Consider the following 19,386-nt stretch of genomic DNA (forward strand, 5'->3'; position numbering starts at 1 on the left):
AAAAAATAAAGGGGTGATGCCAACGCATCCCCCCTTTTATGTATTTAAAACTCGTACCTCGCATCTCTCGGTACTCTGTCATTATTTTTTAAACATCGCCCGGATATTGGCAATGTGAGCCTGGCCTTTCTGCATTCGCTCCTGCTGGGTCATCGGCTTTTTATCCGCTTCCCACGCCAGATCATCCTGCGGCAACTCGTACAGGAACCGACTTGGTTCCGGCTTTAGCAGTTCACCAAACTGACGGCGCTCCTTACATAAGGTAAAGGTCAGCTCTTTCTGGGCTCGGGTGATCCCCACATAAGCCAGTCGGCGCTCTTCCTCGACATTGTCTTCATCAATACTGGTCTGATGCGGCAGGATCCCCTCTTCCGCCCCGATCAGGTACACATACGGGAACTCCAGACCTTTGGATGCATGCAGAGTCATCAGCTGAACCTGATCGGCATCATCGTCATCTTCGCCACGCTCCATCATGTCGCGCAACGTCAGGCGTTGTACCACTTCTTTCAGTGTCTTCACTTCCTGATCATAGTTGTCACCTTCAAGGTCAGCGGTGATCCAACTATACAGATCAGAAACGTTCTTCATCCGCATCTCGGCCGCTTTCGGGCTTGCCGAGGTTTCATAGAGCCAGTCTTCGTAGTTGATATCACGGATCAGCTGGCGCACAGCCGCCACGGTATCACCGCGCTCAGCATTATCCGACAGCTCGACTATCCAGCGAGTAAAGCGCTGCAAAGACTCCAGACCGCGGCCACTGAGGTGCTGCTCTAGTCCAAGCTCAAAGCTGGCTGCAAACAGGCTCTTACCACGCATGTTGGCATAAGTCCCCAGCTTCTCCAGGGTCACCGGACCGATTTCACGGCGCGGAGTATTCACAATACGCAGGAAAGCATTGTCATCATCCACATTGGTCAGCAAGCGCAGGTAAGCCATGATGTCTTTGATTTCCGCCCGGGCAAAGAAAGAGGTGCCGCCGGAAATCTTGTACGGGATCCGGTTTTGCATCAGTGCCTTTTCAATCAGGCGTGACTGGTGGTTACCCCGGTACAGCACGGCATAGTCTTTATAGGCAGTGTTATTCAGGAAACGGTGGGCGATCAGTTCACCAACCACTTTCTCGGCCTCATGGTCTTCATTCTTGGCGGTGATCACTTTCAGCAACTCACCGTCCGGGATTTCCGAGAACAGGGTCTTGTCAAACAAGTGCGGGTTATTGGCGATCAAGATGTTGGCGGTACGCAGAATACGGCTGGTCGAGCGATAGTTCTGCTCCAGCTTGATCACTTTCAGGCTCGGGAAATCTTTGTTCAGCAATGCCAGGTTTTCCGGCTGAGCACCACGCCAGGAGTAAATCGACTGATCATCATCGCCAACCACGGTAAAGCGAGAGCGCTCACCCACCAGCAACTTCACAAACAGGTACTGGCTGGTGTTGGTATCCTGATACTCATCCACCAGCAGGTAACGAATACGGTTCTGCCAGCGCTGGCGCACTTCCTGGTTATCACGTAGCAGCAACACCGGCATCAGGATCAGATCATCAAAATCCAGCGCGTTATAGGCTTTCATCTGCTTCTGGTACATGTCGTAACAGTGAGCAAATAACTGGTCACGCTCAGATTTGGCATACGCCGCCGCTTCACCCGGCGACAGCATGTCGTTCTTCCAGTTGGAAATCGTCGACAGCAACTGCTTGAGCAAATCTTTGTCGCCTTCAAGTTCCGCTTCTGTCAGCTCCTTGAGCAACGCCATCTGATCCTGGTCATCAAACAGGGAAAAACTGGCCTTCAGACCCAGCGCCTTATATTCCCTGCGGATAATGTTCAGGCCAAGGGTGTGAAAAGTCGACACCATCAGCCCCTTGGCTTCCTGGCGCCCCAATGTCTGGCCGACACGCTCTTTCATCTCGCGGGCCGCCTTGTTGGTAAAGGTCAGCGCCGCAATGTTACGCGCCTTGTAATCACACTGCTGAACCAGATACGCAATCTTGTTGGTGATCACCCTGGTTTTGCCTGAACCGGCTCCGGCCAGCACTAAACATGGCCCAGATACATATTTTACCGCTTCAGTTTGCCTTGGGTTCAGTTTCATCAGCGTATCCTGTGTCGTATTTGATCATCTAGAGGTCAGCAGGCGCATTGTAGCGAGTTATCGCCGCTTGTCTATCAGACCTGATGATACGCAAACAAAGCAGTCAGCAGTAAGAAAAGACTTGCATAACAACTTTTGCTGCCTAGAATAATGAATGAACATTCATTCATTATCTTTTTTTACATTTGTGGCCTCTATGAATGACAAAAAAACACGCATCCTGAAAGCAACGGAAAAGCTATTGGCGATATACGGCTTCCACGGCCTGTCAATGCAAATGGTTGCTAAAGAAGCCGGCGTAGCGGCAGGGACGATTTATCGCTACTTCGAAGATAAAGACGATCTCCTCCATCAGCTGTATGACCATATTTTGAACCATGTGGCGAACAAAGTGACTCAGCATGTGTCAGATGACATGCCTCTAAAAGATCGCTTCCGCACCATGTGGCTCAACATTTGGAATATGGCAAATCAGGAAGATGCCCCGCTGATTAACCGTGGCCAGTTTGAAAACCTGCCCCGCCGTAACGGAACGGAACAACGTCAGATGGAGCAGAAACTGTTTGCCAAAGTTAACCAGCTGTTTGATGAGGGAAAGGCCTGCGGCCTATTCAAACAACTCGATAATGAAATTTTAAGTGTATTAAGCCTTGAGCCGAGCGCATGCCTGGCTCGTAAACACATCAACGGTGTCTTCAGAGTCGACGAAACCAGCCGCGAAGCGGCAATCGACGCCTGCTGGGATGCCATAACACAGCATTAACGTTAGTAATTTCGGAGCACACCATAAAATGAAAAAATGGATAGTGATGCTATTTCTCGCACTACTGTTATTCGGCACTGTAATAGGGTGGAACTTGGTCAAGCAGAAAGGTATCGCAGAATACATGGCTAACATGCCTGAACCAGCGTTTCCTGTCACCGCGTCAGAAGCCAAGCCAGCTAACTGGATACCGGCTATTGAAGCTATCGGCTTCATTGAACCGAACCAGGGTGTCACCATCACTTCTGAAGTGTCCGGGGTAATCAATAAGATTGATTTCGAGTCCGGCTCAATTGTGAAAAAAGACCAGCTGCTGGTGAGCCTGGATTCTGACGTTGAAAAAGCCAACCTGAAGAGTGCCGAGGCTCGCCTGCCGGCAGCTAAAGCCAAGTATGCCCGCTACCAGGGCCTATACAAGAAAGGGTCTATTTCCAAGGAAGCCTTTGATGATGCTCAAGCAGCCTACTTCTCGCTGTCTGCCGATATCGAAAGTCTGAAAGCGACGATTGACCGCCGCACTATCCGCGCACCGTTTGATGGTGTGGTCGGCCTGCGTAATGTTTTCATGGGTCAGTACATCCAGCCGACCGATGACATCGTGCGCCTGGAAGATACAACTCTGATGAAGCTGCGCTTCACTGTACCGCAGACAGATATCTCTGATATCTACCTGGGTCAGGACGTAGAAATCTTTGTTGATGCTTACCCTGAAATTCCGTTCAGCGGCAAAATCAGCGCTATTGAGCCGGCTGTGAACTACCAGAGCGGTCTGGTACAGGTTCAGGCAGATATCCCGAACAACGAAGGTCAGCTGCGCAGCGGTATGTTTGCCCGTGCCCACATCATCCTGCCGACGCTGGAAGACCAAATCATCCTGCCACAGACAGCGATCACCTATACCCTCTACGGTGACAATGTTTACCTGGTTAACAAAGATGAAAAAGGCGATCTGCGTGTCCGCCAGTCTGTGATTAAAGCCGGCGAGCGCAAAGGCGAAACTGTTCATATCCTGGACGGCGTAAAAGCCGGTGACATGGTAGTCACCTCAGGCCAGGTTCGTCTGAGTAACGACGCTAAAGTGCGCATTGTCGAAAGCAATGCACTTCAGGCGCCAGCAGAAACCCCAATGCTGTAATCCGGAGGATTAATGCGCTTTACTGATGTTTTTATTAAACGTCCTGTCCTGGCGGTCTCAATCAGCTTTCTGATTGCCCTGCTCGGCCTGCAGGCTATCTTCAAGATGCAGGTTCGTGAATATCCAGACATGACTAACACCGTAGTAACGGTGTCTACCAGCTATTACGGGGCCAGTGCCGACCTGATCCAGGGCTTTATTACCCAGCCACTGGAACAGGCCATTGCCCAGGCTGACAACATTGACTTTATGACCTCATCATCCGTATTGGGCCGCTCTACCATTACGGTAACGATGAAGCTGAACACAGATCCAAACGCCGCCCTGGCAGATATCCTGGCGAAGACCAACTCGGTCCGATCCCAGCTGCCGAAAGAATCTGAAGATCCGACGGTAACCATGTCGACAGGTTCGACAACAGCGGTAATGTACATCGGCTTTACCAGTGATGAGCTGGCTTCAAGCCAGATCACCGACTACCTGGAACGAGTGATCAACCCACAGTTCTTCACAGTTAACGGTGTCTCTAAAGTCGACCTTTATGGTGGTATGAAGTATGCCCTGCGTGTCTGGCTTGATCCGGCCAAGATGGCGGCGTACAACCTGACCGCAACCGATGTGATGGGCGTTCTGAACGCCAACAACTACCAGTCGGCTACCGGCCAGGCTACCGGTGAGTTCGTACTTTATAACGGTACGGCAGATACTCAGGTTTCTAACACTGATGAGCTGGAAAAGCTGGTTGTTTCCACCAAAGAAGGCCAGGTGATCCGCCTGGGTGACATTGCCAAAGTGTCACTGGAGAAAAGTCACGACATGTACCGTGCATCGGCAAACGGCGAGGAAGCTGTAGTAGCTGCAATTAACGCGGCACCAAGCGCCAACCCGATCAACATTGCTGCCGATATCATGGAGCTGTTGCCGCAACTAGAGCGCAACATGCCAAGCAACATCAAGATGAACGTGATGTATGACTCCACTATCGCGATCAACGAGTCCATCAACGAAGTTATTAAAACTATCGCTGAGGCGGCGCTGATCGTACTGGTGGTGATCACCCTGTTCCTCGGTTCATTCCGTGCGGTAATCATCCCTATCGTTACCATTCCGCTATCGCTAATTGGTGTTGCGATGGTGATGCAAAGCTTTGGTTTCTCCTGGAACCTGATGACCCTGCTGGCCATGGTACTGGCCATCGGCCTGGTGGTGGACGATGCGATCGTTGTATTGGAAAACGTCGACCGTCACATCAAGCTGGGTGAATCGCCGTTCCGTGCAGCGATTATCGGTACCCGTGAAATTGCAGTACCGGTTATCGCCATGACCCTGACACTGGGCGCGGTATATGCACCGATTGCAATGATGGGCGGGATCACCGGCTCACTGTTCAAGGAATTTGCACTGACCTTGGCTGGTTCGGTATTTGTATCGGGCATCGTGGCACTGACACTGTCGCCAATGATGTGTTCGAAAATGCTGAAAGCCCATGAAGAGCCAAGCAAGTTCGAAGTAACTGTTCACAACTTCCTGGATCGCATGACCAACCGCTACGAGAAAATGCTGGGTGGTATCATGAAGATGCGTCCGGTGGTGATTGTGTTTGCGATTATCGTGTTCTCCAGCCTGCCGATGTTGTTTAAGTTCATCCCGAGTGAACTGGCACCGTCAGAAGATAAAGGCGTACTGATGATGATGGGTACGGCGCCGTCAAACGCCAACCTGGATTACATTGAAAACACCATGGACAAAGTTAACCAGATCCTGTCTGACCAGCCTGAAGTTGCTTTTGCCCAGGTATTCTCAGGTGTGCCTAATTCAAACCAGGCATTTGGTATCGCGTCAATGGTGCCTTGGAGTGAGCGTGAAGCAAGCCAGGCCGAAGTAGTTAAGCGTGTTACCGGACTGGTTAACGAAGTACCGGAAATGGCGGTAACTGCATTCCAGATGCCTGAACTGCCAGGTGCCGGTTCAGGTCTGCCAATCCAGTTTGTTATTACTACACCGAACCAGTTCGAGAACCTGTTCCAGGTTGCGACTGATATTCTGGCTGATGTGAAAACGAACCCGATGTTTGTCTACTCGGATCTGGATCTGAACTACGATTCAGCAACGATGAAGATCCATATCGATAAAGACAAAGCAGGTGCCTACGGCGTGACCATGCAGGATATCGGTATCACCTTAAGTACCATGATGGCTGACGGCTACGTTAACCGTATCGACCTTAACGGCCGTTCATACGAAGTGATCCCTCAGGTAGAACGTAAGTACCGCCTGAATCCGGAATCCATCAAGGGCTACTATGTACGAGCAGCTGACGGTAAAGCTATCCCGCTGGGTAGCCTGATCACCATTGATGTGATCGCAGAACCACGCGCCCTGCCTCACTTCAACCAGCTGAACTCAGCAACTATCGGTGCGGTACCTGCACCGGGTACAGCAATGGGTGATGCTATCACCTGGTTCCAGAACGATGCGGCAGGCAAACTGCCATCAGGCTACCAGTACGACTTCATGGGTGAGGCCCGTCAGTTTGTTACCGAAGGTAATGCACTGTACACCACCTTTGCACTGGCACTGGCTATCATCTTCCTGGTTCTGGCGATTCAGTTTGAATCACTGCGTGACCCGCTGGTTATCATGGTATCGGTACCGCTGGCAATCTGTGGTGCCCTTATTGCTCTGGCATGGGGTGCAGCTTCGATGAACATCTACTCCCAGGTCGGCCTGATCACCCTGATTGGTCTTATCACCAAGCACGGTATCCTTATCTGTGAGGTAGCAAAAGAAGAGCAGCTGCATCATAAGAAAGACCGCATGGCAGCAGTAATGGAAGCGGCCAAGGTTCGTCTGCGTCCAATCCTGATGACAACTGCAGCGATGATTGCCGGTCTTATCCCACTGCTGTACGCAACAGGTGCAGGTGCCGCCCAGCGCTTCAGTATCGGTATTGTTATCGTATCTGGCCTGGCTATCGGTACTATCTTCACCCTGTTCGTACTGCCAGTGATCTACACCTACCTGGCGAGCATTCACAAACCACTGCCGGTATTTGTGGAGGACAAAGATCTGGAAAAGTTGAAACGAGCTGACGAAGCACGCGCAGCTTTGAAAGCTCACGACGCCTAATCCCGAAAAAAACATCAAGGCCGCCCTGTGCGGCCTTTTTTATTTCGCGATTATCGACGACAATCAGTAATGATTTGAATAAAATAACGACAACAGATTTAAGCCGTTACGGAGTTAACTCAGCTATGTTTGACCCAAAGAAACTTGAGCAGGTAGCCAAGCAGATCCATGAGTCTATGCCTCAGCCAGTCAAAGAGCTGGGCAATGACGTCGAGCAAAAAGTTCGTCAGGTGATCCAATCACAGCTTAACAAGCTGGATGTCGTCAGCCGTGAAGAATTTGATGTCCAAACTCAGGTACTGCTACGCACCCGCCAGAAGCTAACCGAAATGGAACAGAAGCTGGCAAAGCTGGAAGAAAAGCTGGCAGAGAAAGAATAACCGCTTCAAGGTTAGAAATAGGAATAATGAAAGGCCGGGTCAAATGACCTGGCCTTTTCTTTTCTCAGCGTCTGCAGCACTCAGTCCGTTGTGCTGATTGAGATAGATAAAACAGAGCCCGGCTTTTGCCGGGCTCTGTTCCACGTGAAACATCAATGTGGATGTGATTAACCGCCGACAGCAATACGCTTCATGTCTGTCATGTAACCACGCAGCTCCTGGCCTACCCACTCAACCGGATGGTTGCGCACGGCTTCATTCACATCAATCAGTTTCTGGTTATCAACCTGATTACTGGTTTCAGCCAGTCCTTTACCAATGACTTCAGTGCCGACATAAGGCATAAACTTCTCACGCAGCAATGGTACCGCAATATTGGCAAACAGGTAGTTACCGTATTCGGCTGTATCAGAAATAACAACGTTCATCTCATACAAGCGCTTACGGGCAATCGTGTTGGCAATCAACGGCAACTCATGCAGAGATTCATAATATGCCGACTCTTCAATGATGCCAGTTTCCGTCATTGCTTCGAAAGCCAGTTCAACCCCAGCACGTACCATAGCCACCATCAGAATACCGTTATCAAAATACTCCTGCTCTTCAATATTGATATCTGAATCCGGGTAGTTTTCAAAATCCGTTGCTGCCGTTTCTGCACGCCAGCCCAGTAGATTCGCATCATCATTCGCCCAATCGGCCATCATGGTACTGGAGAACTCACCGGTAATGATGTCATCCATGTGCTTGTAGTAAAGCGGACGCATCAGTTCTTTCAACTCTTCAGACAGTTCGAACGCTTTAACCTTCGCAGGGTTAGACAAGCGATCCATCATGTGGGTAATACCACCGAACTTCAGTGCCTCGGTAATAGCCTCCCAACCATATTGCAGCAGCTTACCGGCATAGGCAGGTTCAACGCCCTCGGCTACCATCTTCTCGTAACACACCACAGAACCGGCCTGCAGCATACCGCACAAGATAGTCTGCTCACCCATCAAATCCGATTTCACTTCAGCCACAAATGAAGATTCAAGCACACCTGCACGATGACCACCGGTTGCAGCAGCCCAAGCCTTGGCGATGTCCAGCCCCTCGCCCTTAGGATCATTTTCAGGGTGAACCGCAATCAGGGTCGGCACACCGAAACCGCGCTTATACTCTTCACGCACTTCAGTACCCGGACACTTAGGTGCCACCATTACCACTGTCAGATCATCACGAACCTGCATGCCTTCCTCAACAATGTTGAAGCCATGGGAGTAACCCAATGCTGCGCCCTCTTTCATTAGCGGCATCACACTTGCCACCACATTGGAGTGCTGTTTATCCGGCGTCAGGTTAACCACCAAATCTGCATACGGGATAAACTGCTCGTAACTGCCGACTTCAAAGCCGTTTTCCTTTGCATTTTTATAAGACTGGCGCTGCTCATCAATTGCAGCCTGACGCAATGCATAAGCCACATCCAAACCAGAATCACGCATGTTCAGGCCCTGGTTAAGACCCTGAGCACCACATCCTACAATTACGACTTTCTTACCTTTGAGGTACTCCGCTTCAGTTGCAAACTCCGAACGGTTCATAAAGCGACAGCGACCTAGCTGATCCAGCTGCTGACGTAGATTTAGGGTATTGAAATAATTAGCCATAATTGCAAACTCCGTGAATTCTGTTCCTTGGGTCGACTTCAACTTGTCGAATATCTTGATACTAGAACAGGCACCTGGTTGCGCAAAGTGATATATTCACAATAACTTCTTGCAAAAAGTGCAACATGGACGATGAACATCAAGAACTTGCAACTTTTCCTGCATCTCTGTGACTCAAAGAGTTTCAGTCAAACCGCACAGGCGATGCATGTCAGCCCATCCGCTCTCAGCCGCATTATCCAGCGTCTTGAAGAAGATACCGGGCAACCATTATTCATTCGCGACAACCGTAGCGTAGAGCTGACCTCTGCGGGCCAGACGATGCTGCCAGTTGCCGCCCAGATAGTTTCCAGCTGGCAGGAACTTAAAACGCAACTCAAGGAACAAGAACAGCAACTACAGGGAAAACTGAAGCTATTCTGTTCGGTCACCGCCAGCTACAGTCACCTGCCGGGGATCCTTAACCGGTTTCGCCAACTGCATCCTCAGGTAGAAATCCAGCTACTTACCGGCGATCCTGCGCAGGCAATAGAGAAAGTACAGCACGATGAGGCTGATATTGCCATTGCCGCTATGCCAGATCAGTTGCCCGGTAAATTAACTTTTTTGGAACTGGATAAAGTCACCCTGTCTGTGATCACGCCACTGGTGCCGCCACCCGGATTACAAAAATACCTATCAGATACTCCGGACTGGGCACAGCTGCCTTTCATATTGCCAGAATCCGGCACGGCAAGGACCCGCGCAGACAAATGGCTCAGACATAAAAAAATCAAACCCAACATTTACGCTCAGGTCGGCGGCCATGAAGCTATCGTCAGCATGGTTGCCCTGGGCTGTGGCATCGGTATTGCCCCGGATGTTGTTATTGATAACAGCCCGGTAGGCAATAAAGTCAGACGCCTCGATAAAGAAAAAATCCCGCCCCTTGTCCTCGGTTTATGCTGCAAGCAAAGCCGCCAGCAAGAGCCATTGCTTCACGCACTGTTACAACTTTTCTAACGCGTTCAATCAGAGATAAACGGAATAATAATGTCTCAGCCAATCTTAACTCATACATACTATTCAGATTTTTTCGCAGCTAAAGGTTACGACTTTCTCAAACAGATTGCCGACCAATTCACTGTCCCGAAAAACCTGGTCATTTTCTCTGTCATGCATTGCTATGAGGGTTCACTCCCTTATATCAATGTGCTGGCAGAAGTTGCCGATAAGCTGGTTTTTATCCCTAAAAGTGCCACTGCGCTTTGCAATCAGGACATAACCAATACCATCCGACAACTGCCTCACTGCCATGTTATCGGTAAAGACTGCAATTGCGGAAAAGAGCAGCTAAAAGATCCTGAGACTGCCGAGCACCTGATCCGAAGCCATCTTGATAGTGACAGTCAATTTCTGATCCTGGATCACGGCGGCTACTTTTCCCATGCTATTGAGCATATTTGTGAAACCTTCCCGGATCAGTGCCTGGGGATCACCGAACTGACAGCAAATGGGCTCTACAAGTACCTCAACCGCCAGTTAGACAGACCTCTGGTTACAGTTTCTCACTTAAGTATCAAAGCCCCGGCAGACTATGAAGCATCTGAGTGTATCGTCCATTATTCGGATCAGATCCTGAGAGAAGAGTTTGGCCTCAAACTCAACAATTATGAATTTCTGAAAATCGGCGTAATTGGAGCCGGGAATTTAGGTCAGGGCGTAATCAAACACCTTAAAGGCAAGGCAATCAGCCAAATCCTGGTGGCTGATATGGATCCGCGCAGGCTGACACACTTCCCTCGCAACGGGGTCCAGGTAGGGTCGATTGAACGTATGGTTACTGAGTGCAATATGATTTTCTGCTGTACCGGCAATGGAGCTCTACCAAGCGAGCTACTAGACAACCTCAGTGACAGCCTGTTTATAGCAACAGTAACCTCTGCGGACGACGAGCTCAAGCTACCACAATTAATCGCCAGCGGTACCCTGACAGAAGTTGGTGGTAACCGTCTGGTACGCGAATACCGCACTCGCAATGGCCAAAGCCTTTATCTGTTAGCTGGCGGGGAATCAGCTAACACCCCATTCAAAACCGGCATGGGTGACCCCACACTCTATCTTTTCGAAGCCGCCCACATGCTTGCCGGATTACAGATAGCCACCCGTTCTCAACCATTTAAACCGGGGATCCAAGCATTATGCGAAGATGATGAAAAGCATATTGCCGAGAAATGGCTTCGCCATTTCTATCGCTACCATTAACAACTTTTAGAATTAACAAAGCCCGGCGCTCAAGCCGGGCTTTTTGTATCAGGTAATCCGCTCACACAAAAAGTCTTTCGACGGGGACACGTATTTTGAAGGCTAATTAATAAATGGCGGAGCGGCTGGGCCGGCACTCCGGTGGGGCTCAATCATCCGTGGGACAGACATGGAATAAAAAGGTCCAAACGTAAAAAAGCCCCAGCATTTCTGCTGAGGCTTCTTAATAAGTGGCGGAGCGGACGGGACTCGAACCCGCGACCCCCGGCGTGACAGGCCGGTATTCTAACCAACTGAACTACCGCTCCACTCAATTCTGAGTAACAAATAAAGTCTTACTGCTCGCTGCTTTATTTGTTTTGTTTTCATCTTTTTCAAAAGATGAAAACCTTAAGCAAGCCTGGCGATGTCCTACTCTCACATGGGGAGGCCCCACACTACCATCGGCGCTATTACGTTTCACTACTGAGTTCGGCATGGGATCAGGTGGGTCCATAATGCTATGGTCGCCAAGCAAAATTCTTACAATCTTGAAAACTGTCTAGGTTCTCGCACTACATTCAAGTGCTCATGGAGTCCGTAAAACCCCTTGGGTGTTGTATGGTTAAGCCTCACGGGCAATTAGTACAGGTTAGCTCAACGCCTCACAGCGCTTACACACCCTGCCTATCAACGTTCTAGTCTTGAACAGCCCTTCAGGATACTTAAAGTATCAGGGATGACTCATCTTGAGGCTCGCTTCCCGCTTAGATGCTTTCAGCGGTTATCGATTCCGAACTTAGCTACCGGGCAATGCGTCTGGCGACACAACCCGAACACCAGCGGTTCGTCCACTCCGGTCCTCTCGTACTAGGAGCAGCCCCTCTCAATCATCCAGCGCCCACGGCAGATAGGGACCGAACTGTCTCACGACGTTCTAAACCCAGCTCGCGTACCACTTTAAATGGCGAACAGCCATACCCTTGGGACCGACTTCAGCCCCAGGATGTGATGAGCCGACATCGAGGTGCCAAACACCGCCGTCGATATGAACTCTTGGGCGGTATCAGCCTGTTATCCCCGGAGTACCTTTTATCCGTTGAGCGATGGCCCTTCCATTCAGAACCACCGGATCACTATGACCTGCTTTCGCACCTGCTCGAACCGTCATTCTCGCAGTCAAGCGGGCTTATGCCATTGCACTAACCTCACGATGTCCGACCGTGATTAGCCCACCTTCGTGCTCCTCCGTTACGCTTTGGGAGGAGACCGCCCCAGTCAAACTACCCACCAGGCACTGTCCTCACCCCGGATAACGGGGCCAAGTTAGAACATCAACACTACAAGGGTGGTATTTCAAGGACGGCTCCACAGATACTGGCGTACCTGCTTCGAAGCCTCCCACCTATCCTACACATGTAGGGTCAATGTTCAGTGCCAAGCTGTAGTAAAGGTTCACGGGGTCTTTCCGTCTAGCCGCGGGGACGCAGCATCTTCACTGCGATTTCAATTTCACTGAGTCTCGGGTGGAGACAGCGTGGCCATCATTACGCCATTCGTGCAGGTCGGAACTTACCCGACAAGGAATTTCGCTACCTTAGGACCGTTATAGTTACGGCCGCCGTTTACCGGGGCTTCGATCAAGAGCTTCGACCTAAGTCTAACCCCATCAATTAACCTTCCGGCACCGGGCAGGCGTCACACCGTATACGTCATCTTTCGATTTTGCACAGTGCTGTGTTTTTAATAAACAGTTGCAGCCACCTGGTATCTGCGACTGCCGGCAGCTCCAAGAGCAAGTCTCTTCACCGCCAGCAGCGTACCTTCTCCCGAAGTTACGGTACCATTTTGCCTAGTTCCTTCACCCGAGTTCTCTCAAGCGCCTTGGTATTCTCTACCTGATCACCTGTGTCGGTTTGGGGTACGATTCCTTACTATCTGAAGCTTAGAGGCTTTTCCCGGAAGCATGGCATCAATGACTTCACTGCCGTAGCAGCTCGACATCGGGTCTCAGCCTAACGTATTCCCGGATTTGCCTAAGAATACAGCCTACACCCTTGAACCAGGACAACCGTCGCCTGGCCCACCTAGCCTTCTCCGTCCCCCCATCGCAATAGTAAGAAGTACGGGAATATTAACCCGTTTCCCATCGACTACGCCTTTCGGCCTCGCCTTAGGGGTCGACTCACCCTGCCCCGATTAACGTTGGACAGGAACCCTTGATCTTCCGGCGAGGAGGTTTTTCACCCCCTTTATCGTTACTCATGTCAGCATTCGCACTTCTGATACGTCCAGCAAGCCTTACGACTCACCTTCAACCGCTTACAGAACGCTCCCCTACCCAATACGCTAATGCGCATTGCCGCAGCTTCGGTGTATAGCTTAGCCCCGTTAAATCTTCCGCGCAGGCCGACTCGACCAGTGAGCTATTACGCTTTCTTTAAATGATGGCTGCTTCTAAGCCAACATCCTGGCTGTCTGAGCCTTCCCACATCGTTTCCCACTTAGCTATAACTTTGGGACCTTAGCTGGCGGTCTGGGTTGTTTCCCTCTCCACGACGGACGTTAGCACCCGCCGTGTGTCTCCCGGATAGTACTTACTGGTATTCGGAGTTTGCAAAGGGTTGGTAAGTCGGGATGACCCCCTAGCCTTAACAGTGCTCTACCCCCAGTAGTATTCGTCCGAGGCGCTACCTAAATAGCTTTCGGGGAGAACCAGCTATCTCCAGGTTTGATTGGCCTTTCACCCCTAGCCACAAGTCATCCGCTAATTTTTCAACATTAGTCGGTTCGGTCCTCCAGTAAGTGTTACCTCACCTTCAACCTGCCCATGGCTAGATCACCTGGTTTCGGGTCTAATCCCAGCAACTGCACGCCCAGTTAAGACTCGGTTTCCCTACGGCTCCCCTATTCGGTTAACCTTGCTACTGAAATTAAGTCGCTGACCCATTATACAAAAGGTACGCAGTCACCCCGAAGGGCTCCTACTGCTTGTACGTACACGGTTTCAGGTTCTATTTCACTCCCCTCACAGGGGTTCTTTTCGCCTTTCCCTCACGGTACTGGTTCACTATCGGTCAGTCAGGAGTATTTAGCCTTGGAGGATGGTCCCCCCATGTTCAGACAGGATATCACGTGTCCCGTCCTACTCGATTTCACTCGTTATGCGCCGTCGGCTACGGGGCTGTCACCCTGTATCGCCAAGCTTTCCAGCTTGTTCACCTGACGCAAGACTAGCTTAAGGGCTAATCCGGTTTCGCTCGCCGCTACTGCCGGAATCTCGGTTGATTTCTGTTCCTCGGGGTACTTAGATGTTTCAGTTCCCCCGGTTCGCCTCACAACGCTATGTATTCACGTTGTGATACTTGCTTATGCAAGTGGGTTTCCCCATTCGGAAATCCGAGAGTATAGTGATTCTTACCATCTCCTCTCGGCTTATCGCAGGTTAGCACGTCCTTCATCGCCTCTGACTGCCAAGGCATCCACCGTGTACGCTTAGTCACTTAACCATACAACCCCAAGAGGTTTCGTATGGCAAACAACCAAGGTTTTCCATCTGAGTATTGATGGAATAGTTTTGCCGGACTCTTACACAAGACACTTGAATGTGTATTGCTTGAGAACTCGTTCTTCTTTCGAAGAACAATAATTCAATTATGAATTACTAGTCAGCTTTCCAGATTGTTAAAGAGCATGTGTTTTCTTTCGAAACCACTTTTTAAAAACACTCAGTGAGTGTGCTTAAAGAGTGGTGGGCGATACCGGGCTCGAACCAGTGACCCCCTCCTTGTAAGGGAGGTGCTCTCCCAACTGAGCTAATCGCCCTCCGATGTTTTACATCTTCCGAGGAGAAGATGGTGGGTCGTGCAGGATTCGAACCTGCGACCAATTGATTAAAAGTCAACTGCTCTACCAACTGAGCTAACGACCCGTGGCGTCCCATAGGGGAGTCGAACCCCTGTTACCGCCGTGAAAGGGCGGTGTCCTAGGCCTCTAGACGAATGGGACTAAGTGTGTCAGGTTTGGGTACCTGAACATGTTCTTTACTTTTTAACCAGGCAATCTGTGTGGACACTGCATCAAATGAGCAGTCTATCGTTAAGGAGGTGATCCAGCCCCAGGTTCCCCTAGGGCTACCTTGTTACGACTTCACCCCAGTCATGAACCACACCGTGGTAAACGCCCTCCCGAAGGTTAAGCTATCTACTTCTGGTGCAGCCCACTCCCATGGTGTGACGGGCGGTGTGTACAAGGCCCGGGAACGTATTCACCGTGGCATTCTGATCCACGATTACTAGCGATTCCGACTTCATGGAGTCGAGTTGCAGACTCCAATCCGGACTACGACATACTTTCTGGGATTCGCTCACCATCGCTGGTTGGCCGCCCTCTGTATATGCCATTGTAGCACGTGTGTAGCCCTACTCGTAAGGGCCATGATGACTTGACGTCGTCCCCACCTTCCTCCGGTTTATCACCGGCAGTCTCCCTGGAGTTCCCACCCGAAGTGCTGGCAAACAAGGATAAGGGTTGCGCTCGTTGCGGGACTTAACCCAACATTTCACAACACGAGCTGACGACAGCCATGCAGCACCTGTCTCACGGTTCCCGAAGGCACTCCTCTATCTCTAAAGGATTCCGTGGATGTCAAGAGTAGGTAAGGTTCTTCGCGTTGCATCGAATTAAACCACATGCTCCACCGCTTGTGCGGGCCCCCGTCAATTCATTTGAGTTTTAATCTTGCGACCGTACTCCCCAGGCGGTCTACTTAACGCGTTAGCTCCGAAAGCCAGAACTCAAGGTCCCAACCTCCAAGTAGACATCGTTTACGGCGTGGACTACCAGGGTATCTAATCCTGTTTGCTCCCCACGCTTTCGCATCTGAGCGTCAGTCTTTGTCCAGGGGGCCGCCTTCGCCACCGGTATTCCTTCAGATCTCTACGCATTTCACCGCTACACCTGAAATTCTACCCCCCTCTACAAGACTCTAGCCTGCCAGTTCAAAATGCTGTTCCGAGGTTAAGCCCCGGGCTTTCACATCTTGCTTAACAGACCGCCTGCATGCGCTTTACGCCCAGTAATTCCGATTAACGCTCGCACCCTCCGTATTACCGCGGCTGCTGGCACGGAGTTAGCCGGTGCTTCTTCTGCAGCTAACGTCAAAGATATACGCTATTAACGCATACCCCTTCCTCACTGCTGAAAGTACTTTACAACCCGAAGGCCTTCTTCATACACGCGGCATGGCTGCATCAGGGTTTCCCCCATTGTGCAATATTCCCCACTGCTGCCTCCCGTAGGAGTCTGGACCGTGTCTCAGTTCCAGTGTGGCTGATCATCCTCTCAGACCAGCTAGGGATCGTCGCCTTGGTGAGCCGTTACCCCACCAACTAGCTAATCCCACCTGGGCTAATCCTGACGCGAGAGGCCCGAAGGTCCCCCTCTTTGCTCCGTAGAGATTATGCGGTATTAGCTATCGTTTCCAATAGTTATCCCCCACATCAGGGCATATTCCCAGGCATTACTCACCCGTCCGCCGCTCGCCGCCCAACAAATCCCCCGAAGGTTCAATGTTGTCGCTGCCGCTCGACTTGCATGTGTTAGGCCTGCCGCCAGCGTTCAATCTGAGCCATGATCAAACTCTTCAATTCAAGTTTTGGCTCAATGAATACTGATTGTTCCAACCGAAGTTGAAACGAATTGACTGTGCCAAATAATAAGTAAACTTAGTATTTGTATTGGTCACTCAGTTCATTGATAAATCTTTTTGACTAATCATTTCACGAGTGCCCACACAGATTGCATGGTCAAATTGTTAAAGAACAATACTGACTCAGTAGCGACATTCGCTGTCGTGTTCCGTGTCAGTGGGGTCGCATTATAGAGACTTCGATCACGTTGGCAAGAGGCTTTTTGCAAAAAAATCACAAAAAAAAGCCCTTCGAACAAAAAACAAACTAAAGCATCATAAATCGCACTTAAAACTGCCGAAACTGCCGTGCAAACAGGGAAACCTTATCCCAATCTGTGTATTCCACTTCTTTCGTCGGATCAGTTTCTCCACCAGTTAACCGCATAATGAACTGAATCATCACCCGATCGAACCAACGATACTTCGGATATCGTAGTGCACCAGCAAACACCGCCTGCAATTTTGGCTGCCAAGGTGACTTTTTAAGGAAGGTCTTCATATAAGCGCTGGTTTCCGGCGTATTCTTACCTTCTTTACGGGCTGTCAGGTTCACGCAGAAAAAACCCACTTTATGTTTTTCCAGCGCAGGCCTGTGAAGACGAATAAATTCGTACAGTTTTTTATTTAAATGCCCGTAACGGATGGATGCTCCGATCAATACGCGCTGGTAGTCAGCAAAATCAATCTCCGGCAGCGTATTTAAGTCTTTCAACTCACACTGGCAGTCGGTACCCAATTGTTCCTCTATATAATGAAGGATTTTCACCGTCTGACCATCGGTGCTTGAATGAAGCAATAAAACCTTTTCCACGTCCTCTCCTTAGTTACGCCAGAATGTCGGCGTAAAGAGTACCAATAATGTAAATACTTCCAGACGACCAAACAGCATTGAGATAATCAATATCCATTTCGCCGGATCGTTAATCTCACCGAAGTGTACCGCGACCTCCCCCAATCCGGGACCGAGGTTATTCAACGTGGCCGCCACAGCAGAAAATGACGTCAATTCATCTAGGCCAGTCGCAATCAACGCCAGCATACAAATCACAAACACCAAGGCATAAGCAGAAAAGAAGCCCCATACCGCATCCACGACTCGTTGTGGCAGCGCTTTGTTACCGATTTTGATCGTATAAACCGCCCTTGGGTGAACAAGACGCTTAAGCTCCCGCACCCCCTGTAATAAAAGCAGCAACATACGGATTACCTTGATGCCGCCACCGGTCGAACCGGCACAACCGCCTACAAAGGATGAAAACAGCAACAGTACCGGCAAAAACAGCGGCCATTCGGCAAAGCTGGTTGTCGTAAAGCCAGCTGTGGTTGAAATCGACACTGTCTGGAACAACGCCTGATCAAAAGCATCATAAAGAGAGTCATAGGAATGGTGCTTGAGCAGCAGGCCATAACAAATCAGCAGCAGGATCAGCTGGGTGGCTAGAAACGCCCGGAACTCAGGATCACGCCAATAAGTTCGCAAGTGCACCCCGCCATTGGCAAATGCCGCAAAGTGCAACGAAAAGTTACAGCCGGAAATCAACAGGAACACCACGGTGATCATATTAATAGTGGGACTATCGAAATACCCCATACTGGCATCATGGGTTGAGAAGCCGCCGATCGCCACGGTAGAGAAGCTATGGGCGATAGCATCAAACACTGTCATTCCTGCCATCCAGAATGCCACCGCACAACTTACCGTCAGTGCCAGATAGATGTACCACAAGGTTTTTGCCGTTTCGGCAATTCGCGGTGTCATCTTGCTATCTTTAACCGGTCCGGGAATTTCCGCCCGGTACAGCTGCATACCACCGATACCCAATACGGGCAGGATGGCGACCGCCAACACGATGATACCCATCCCGCCAAACCACTGCAGGAGCTGACGATAGAACAAGATCGCCTTAGGCAAATCATCCAGCCCGACAATCACCGTCGCCCCGGTTGTCGTCAAGGCAGAAAACGATTCGAAAAATGAATCCGTCACCGACATCACCGGGGTTTCAGACAAGATAAACGGCACGGCCCCGGCACTGCCGATAACGGTCCAGAACAGGACTACGATCAAGAAGCCATCTCTGGCTTTGAGTTCACGGCGATAACGCCGGTTTGGCACCCACAGCAAAGCACCACCGGTAAAAAGAATAAGGAAGGTCACCACAAACGGGTAACCCGCACCGTCGCGGTAAATTAATGCCACCAGTGCCGGTGCCAGCATAGTGACACTGAACAGTGCGAGCAATAACCCGACAATTCTGATAATGGAACGAAATTGCATAGCCTTAGCCGGCTCTCATCCTGTTGTTATGATTATT

10 protein-coding genes, 4 tRNA genes and 3 rRNA genes are annotated in these 19,386 nt (G+C 50.4%); 6 read left to right on the plus strand and 11 right to left on the minus strand.

The window, feature by feature from the left end:
* Window positions 1-81 precede the first annotated feature (81 nt).
* On the minus strand, window positions 82-2,097 hold the full coding sequence (gene rep, locus AACQ93_RS16690) for a DNA helicase Rep (RefSeq protein WP_064606385.1): 2,016 nt from the start codon (window positions 2,095-2,097) through the stop codon (window positions 82-84).
* 196 nt (window positions 2,098-2,293) lie between these two features.
* On the opposite strand from rep, the gene AACQ93_RS16695 reads away from it, so the two are divergent.
* From AACQ93_RS16695 to ubiK, 4 genes are all read left to right on the plus strand, one after another.
* On the plus strand, window positions 2,294-2,860 hold the full coding sequence (locus AACQ93_RS16695) for a TetR/AcrR family transcriptional regulator (protein ID WP_084419250.1): 567 nt from the start codon (window positions 2,294-2,296) through the stop codon (window positions 2,858-2,860).
* Window positions 2,861-2,888: 28 nt separating this feature from the next.
* Window positions 2,889-3,995: an efflux RND transporter periplasmic adaptor subunit gene (locus tag AACQ93_RS16700; RefSeq protein WP_064606389.1), complete on the plus strand. Its 1,107-nt coding sequence runs from the start codon at window positions 2,889-2,891 to the stop codon at window positions 3,993-3,995.
* A 12-nt stretch (window positions 3,996-4,007) separates the two neighbouring features.
* Window positions 4,008-7,124 carry a multidrug efflux RND transporter permease subunit gene (locus AACQ93_RS16705; protein ID WP_064606392.1) on the plus strand — a complete coding sequence of 1,039 codons (3,117 nt, stop codon included), beginning with the start codon at window positions 4,008-4,010 and terminating at the stop codon, window positions 7,122-7,124.
* 125 nt (window positions 7,125-7,249) lie between these two features.
* On the plus strand, window positions 7,250-7,504 hold the full coding sequence (gene ubiK / locus AACQ93_RS16710; RefSeq protein WP_007469648.1) for a ubiquinone biosynthesis accessory factor UbiK: 255 nt from the start codon (window positions 7,250-7,252) through the stop codon (window positions 7,502-7,504).
* 167 nt (window positions 7,505-7,671) lie between these two features.
* On the opposite strand, the gene ilvC is transcribed toward ubiK, so the two are convergent.
* Window positions 7,672-9,156, minus strand: coding sequence for a ketol-acid reductoisomerase (gene ilvC, locus AACQ93_RS16715; protein ID WP_064606394.1), 1,485 nt, complete (start codon window positions 9,154-9,156; stop codon window positions 7,672-7,674).
* A 132-nt stretch (window positions 9,157-9,288) separates the two neighbouring features.
* On the opposite strand from ilvC, the gene ilvY reads away from it, so the two are divergent.
* Together ilvY and AACQ93_RS16725 are read left to right on the plus strand one after the other, a co-directional pair.
* Window positions 9,289-10,158: an HTH-type transcriptional activator IlvY gene (ilvY, locus tag AACQ93_RS16720; RefSeq protein ID WP_064606396.1), complete on the plus strand. Its 870-nt coding sequence runs from the start codon at window positions 9,289-9,291 to the stop codon at window positions 10,156-10,158.
* A gap of 30 nt (window positions 10,159-10,188) precedes the next feature.
* Entirely contained in the window at window positions 10,189-11,400 is a 1,212-nt protein-coding gene (locus AACQ93_RS16725; RefSeq protein ID WP_064606398.1) for an NAD(P)-binding domain-containing protein, read from the plus strand.
* A 231-nt stretch (window positions 11,401-11,631) separates the two neighbouring features.
* Here AACQ93_RS16725 and AACQ93_RS16730 read toward each other — a convergent pair.
* The 9 genes from AACQ93_RS16730 to AACQ93_RS16770 form a co-directional block, all read right to left on the minus strand.
* A tRNA-Asp gene (locus AACQ93_RS16730) sits at window positions 11,632-11,708 on the minus strand.
* Window positions 11,709-11,798: 90 nt separating this feature from the next.
* A 5S ribosomal RNA gene (gene rrf / locus AACQ93_RS16735) occupies window positions 11,799-11,914 on the minus strand.
* A gap of 86 nt (window positions 11,915-12,000) precedes the next feature.
* A 23S ribosomal RNA gene (locus AACQ93_RS16740) occupies window positions 12,001-14,888 on the minus strand.
* Window positions 14,889-15,128: 240 nt separating this feature from the next.
* A tRNA-Val gene (locus AACQ93_RS16745) sits at window positions 15,129-15,204 on the minus strand.
* A 30-nt stretch (window positions 15,205-15,234) separates the two neighbouring features.
* Window positions 15,235-15,310, minus strand: a tRNA-Lys gene (locus tag AACQ93_RS16750).
* Window position 15,311: 1 nt separating this feature from the next.
* Window positions 15,312-15,387, minus strand: a tRNA-Glu gene (locus AACQ93_RS16755).
* Between the two features lie 91 nt (window positions 15,388-15,478).
* A 16S ribosomal RNA gene (locus tag AACQ93_RS16760) occupies window positions 15,479-17,030 on the minus strand.
* The 16S, 23S and 5S rRNA genes sit together here with 4 tRNA genes alongside, the layout of an rRNA operon.
* Window positions 17,031-17,357: 327 nt before the next feature.
* Window positions 17,358-17,882: a menaquinone-dependent protoporphyrinogen IX dehydrogenase gene (gene hemG / locus AACQ93_RS16765; RefSeq protein ID WP_064606400.1), complete on the minus strand. Its 525-nt coding sequence runs from the start codon at window positions 17,880-17,882 to the stop codon at window positions 17,358-17,360.
* 9 nt (window positions 17,883-17,891) lie between these two features.
* Window positions 17,892-19,349 (minus strand): TrkH family potassium uptake protein, encoded by a 1,458-nt coding sequence (locus AACQ93_RS16770; RefSeq protein WP_064606403.1) that lies wholly within the window; start codon window positions 19,347-19,349, stop codon window positions 17,892-17,894.
* Window positions 19,350-19,386: the final 37 nt, after the last annotated feature.

It is taken from the genome of Photobacterium sp. J15, from assembly GCF_963870815.1.
Taxonomy (GTDB): Bacteria; Pseudomonadota; Gammaproteobacteria; order Enterobacterales; family Vibrionaceae; genus Photobacterium; species Photobacterium marinum.

What these genes read in the sequence shown, in the direction of transcription:
- rep (WP_064606385.1), bottom strand. Translation starts at nt 2,097, where the DNA reads ATGAAACTGAACCCAAGGCAAACTGAAGCGGTAAAATATGTATCTGGG.
- AACQ93_RS16695 (WP_084419250.1), top strand. Translation starts at nt 2,294, where the DNA reads ATGAATGACAAAAAAACACGCATCCTGAAAGCAACGGAAAAGCTATTG.
- AACQ93_RS16700 (WP_064606389.1), top strand. Translation starts at nt 2,889, where the DNA reads ATGAAAAAATGGATAGTGATGCTATTTCTCGCACTACTGTTATTCGGC.
- AACQ93_RS16705 (WP_064606392.1), top strand. Translation starts at nt 4,008, where the DNA reads ATGCGCTTTACTGATGTTTTTATTAAACGTCCTGTCCTGGCGGTCTCA.
- ubiK (WP_007469648.1), top strand. Translation starts at nt 7,250, where the DNA reads ATGTTTGACCCAAAGAAACTTGAGCAGGTAGCCAAGCAGATCCATGAG.
- ilvC (WP_064606394.1), bottom strand. Translation starts at nt 9,156, where the DNA reads ATGGCTAATTATTTCAATACCCTAAATCTACGTCAGCAGCTGGATCAG.
- ilvY (WP_064606396.1), top strand. Translation starts at nt 9,289, where the DNA reads ATGAACATCAAGAACTTGCAACTTTTCCTGCATCTCTGTGACTCAAAG.
- AACQ93_RS16725 (WP_064606398.1), top strand. Translation starts at nt 10,189, where the DNA reads ATGTCTCAGCCAATCTTAACTCATACATACTATTCAGATTTTTTCGCA.
- AACQ93_RS16770 (WP_064606403.1), bottom strand. Translation starts at nt 19,349, where the DNA reads ATGCAATTTCGTTCCATTATCAGAATTGTCGGGTTATTGCTCGCACTG.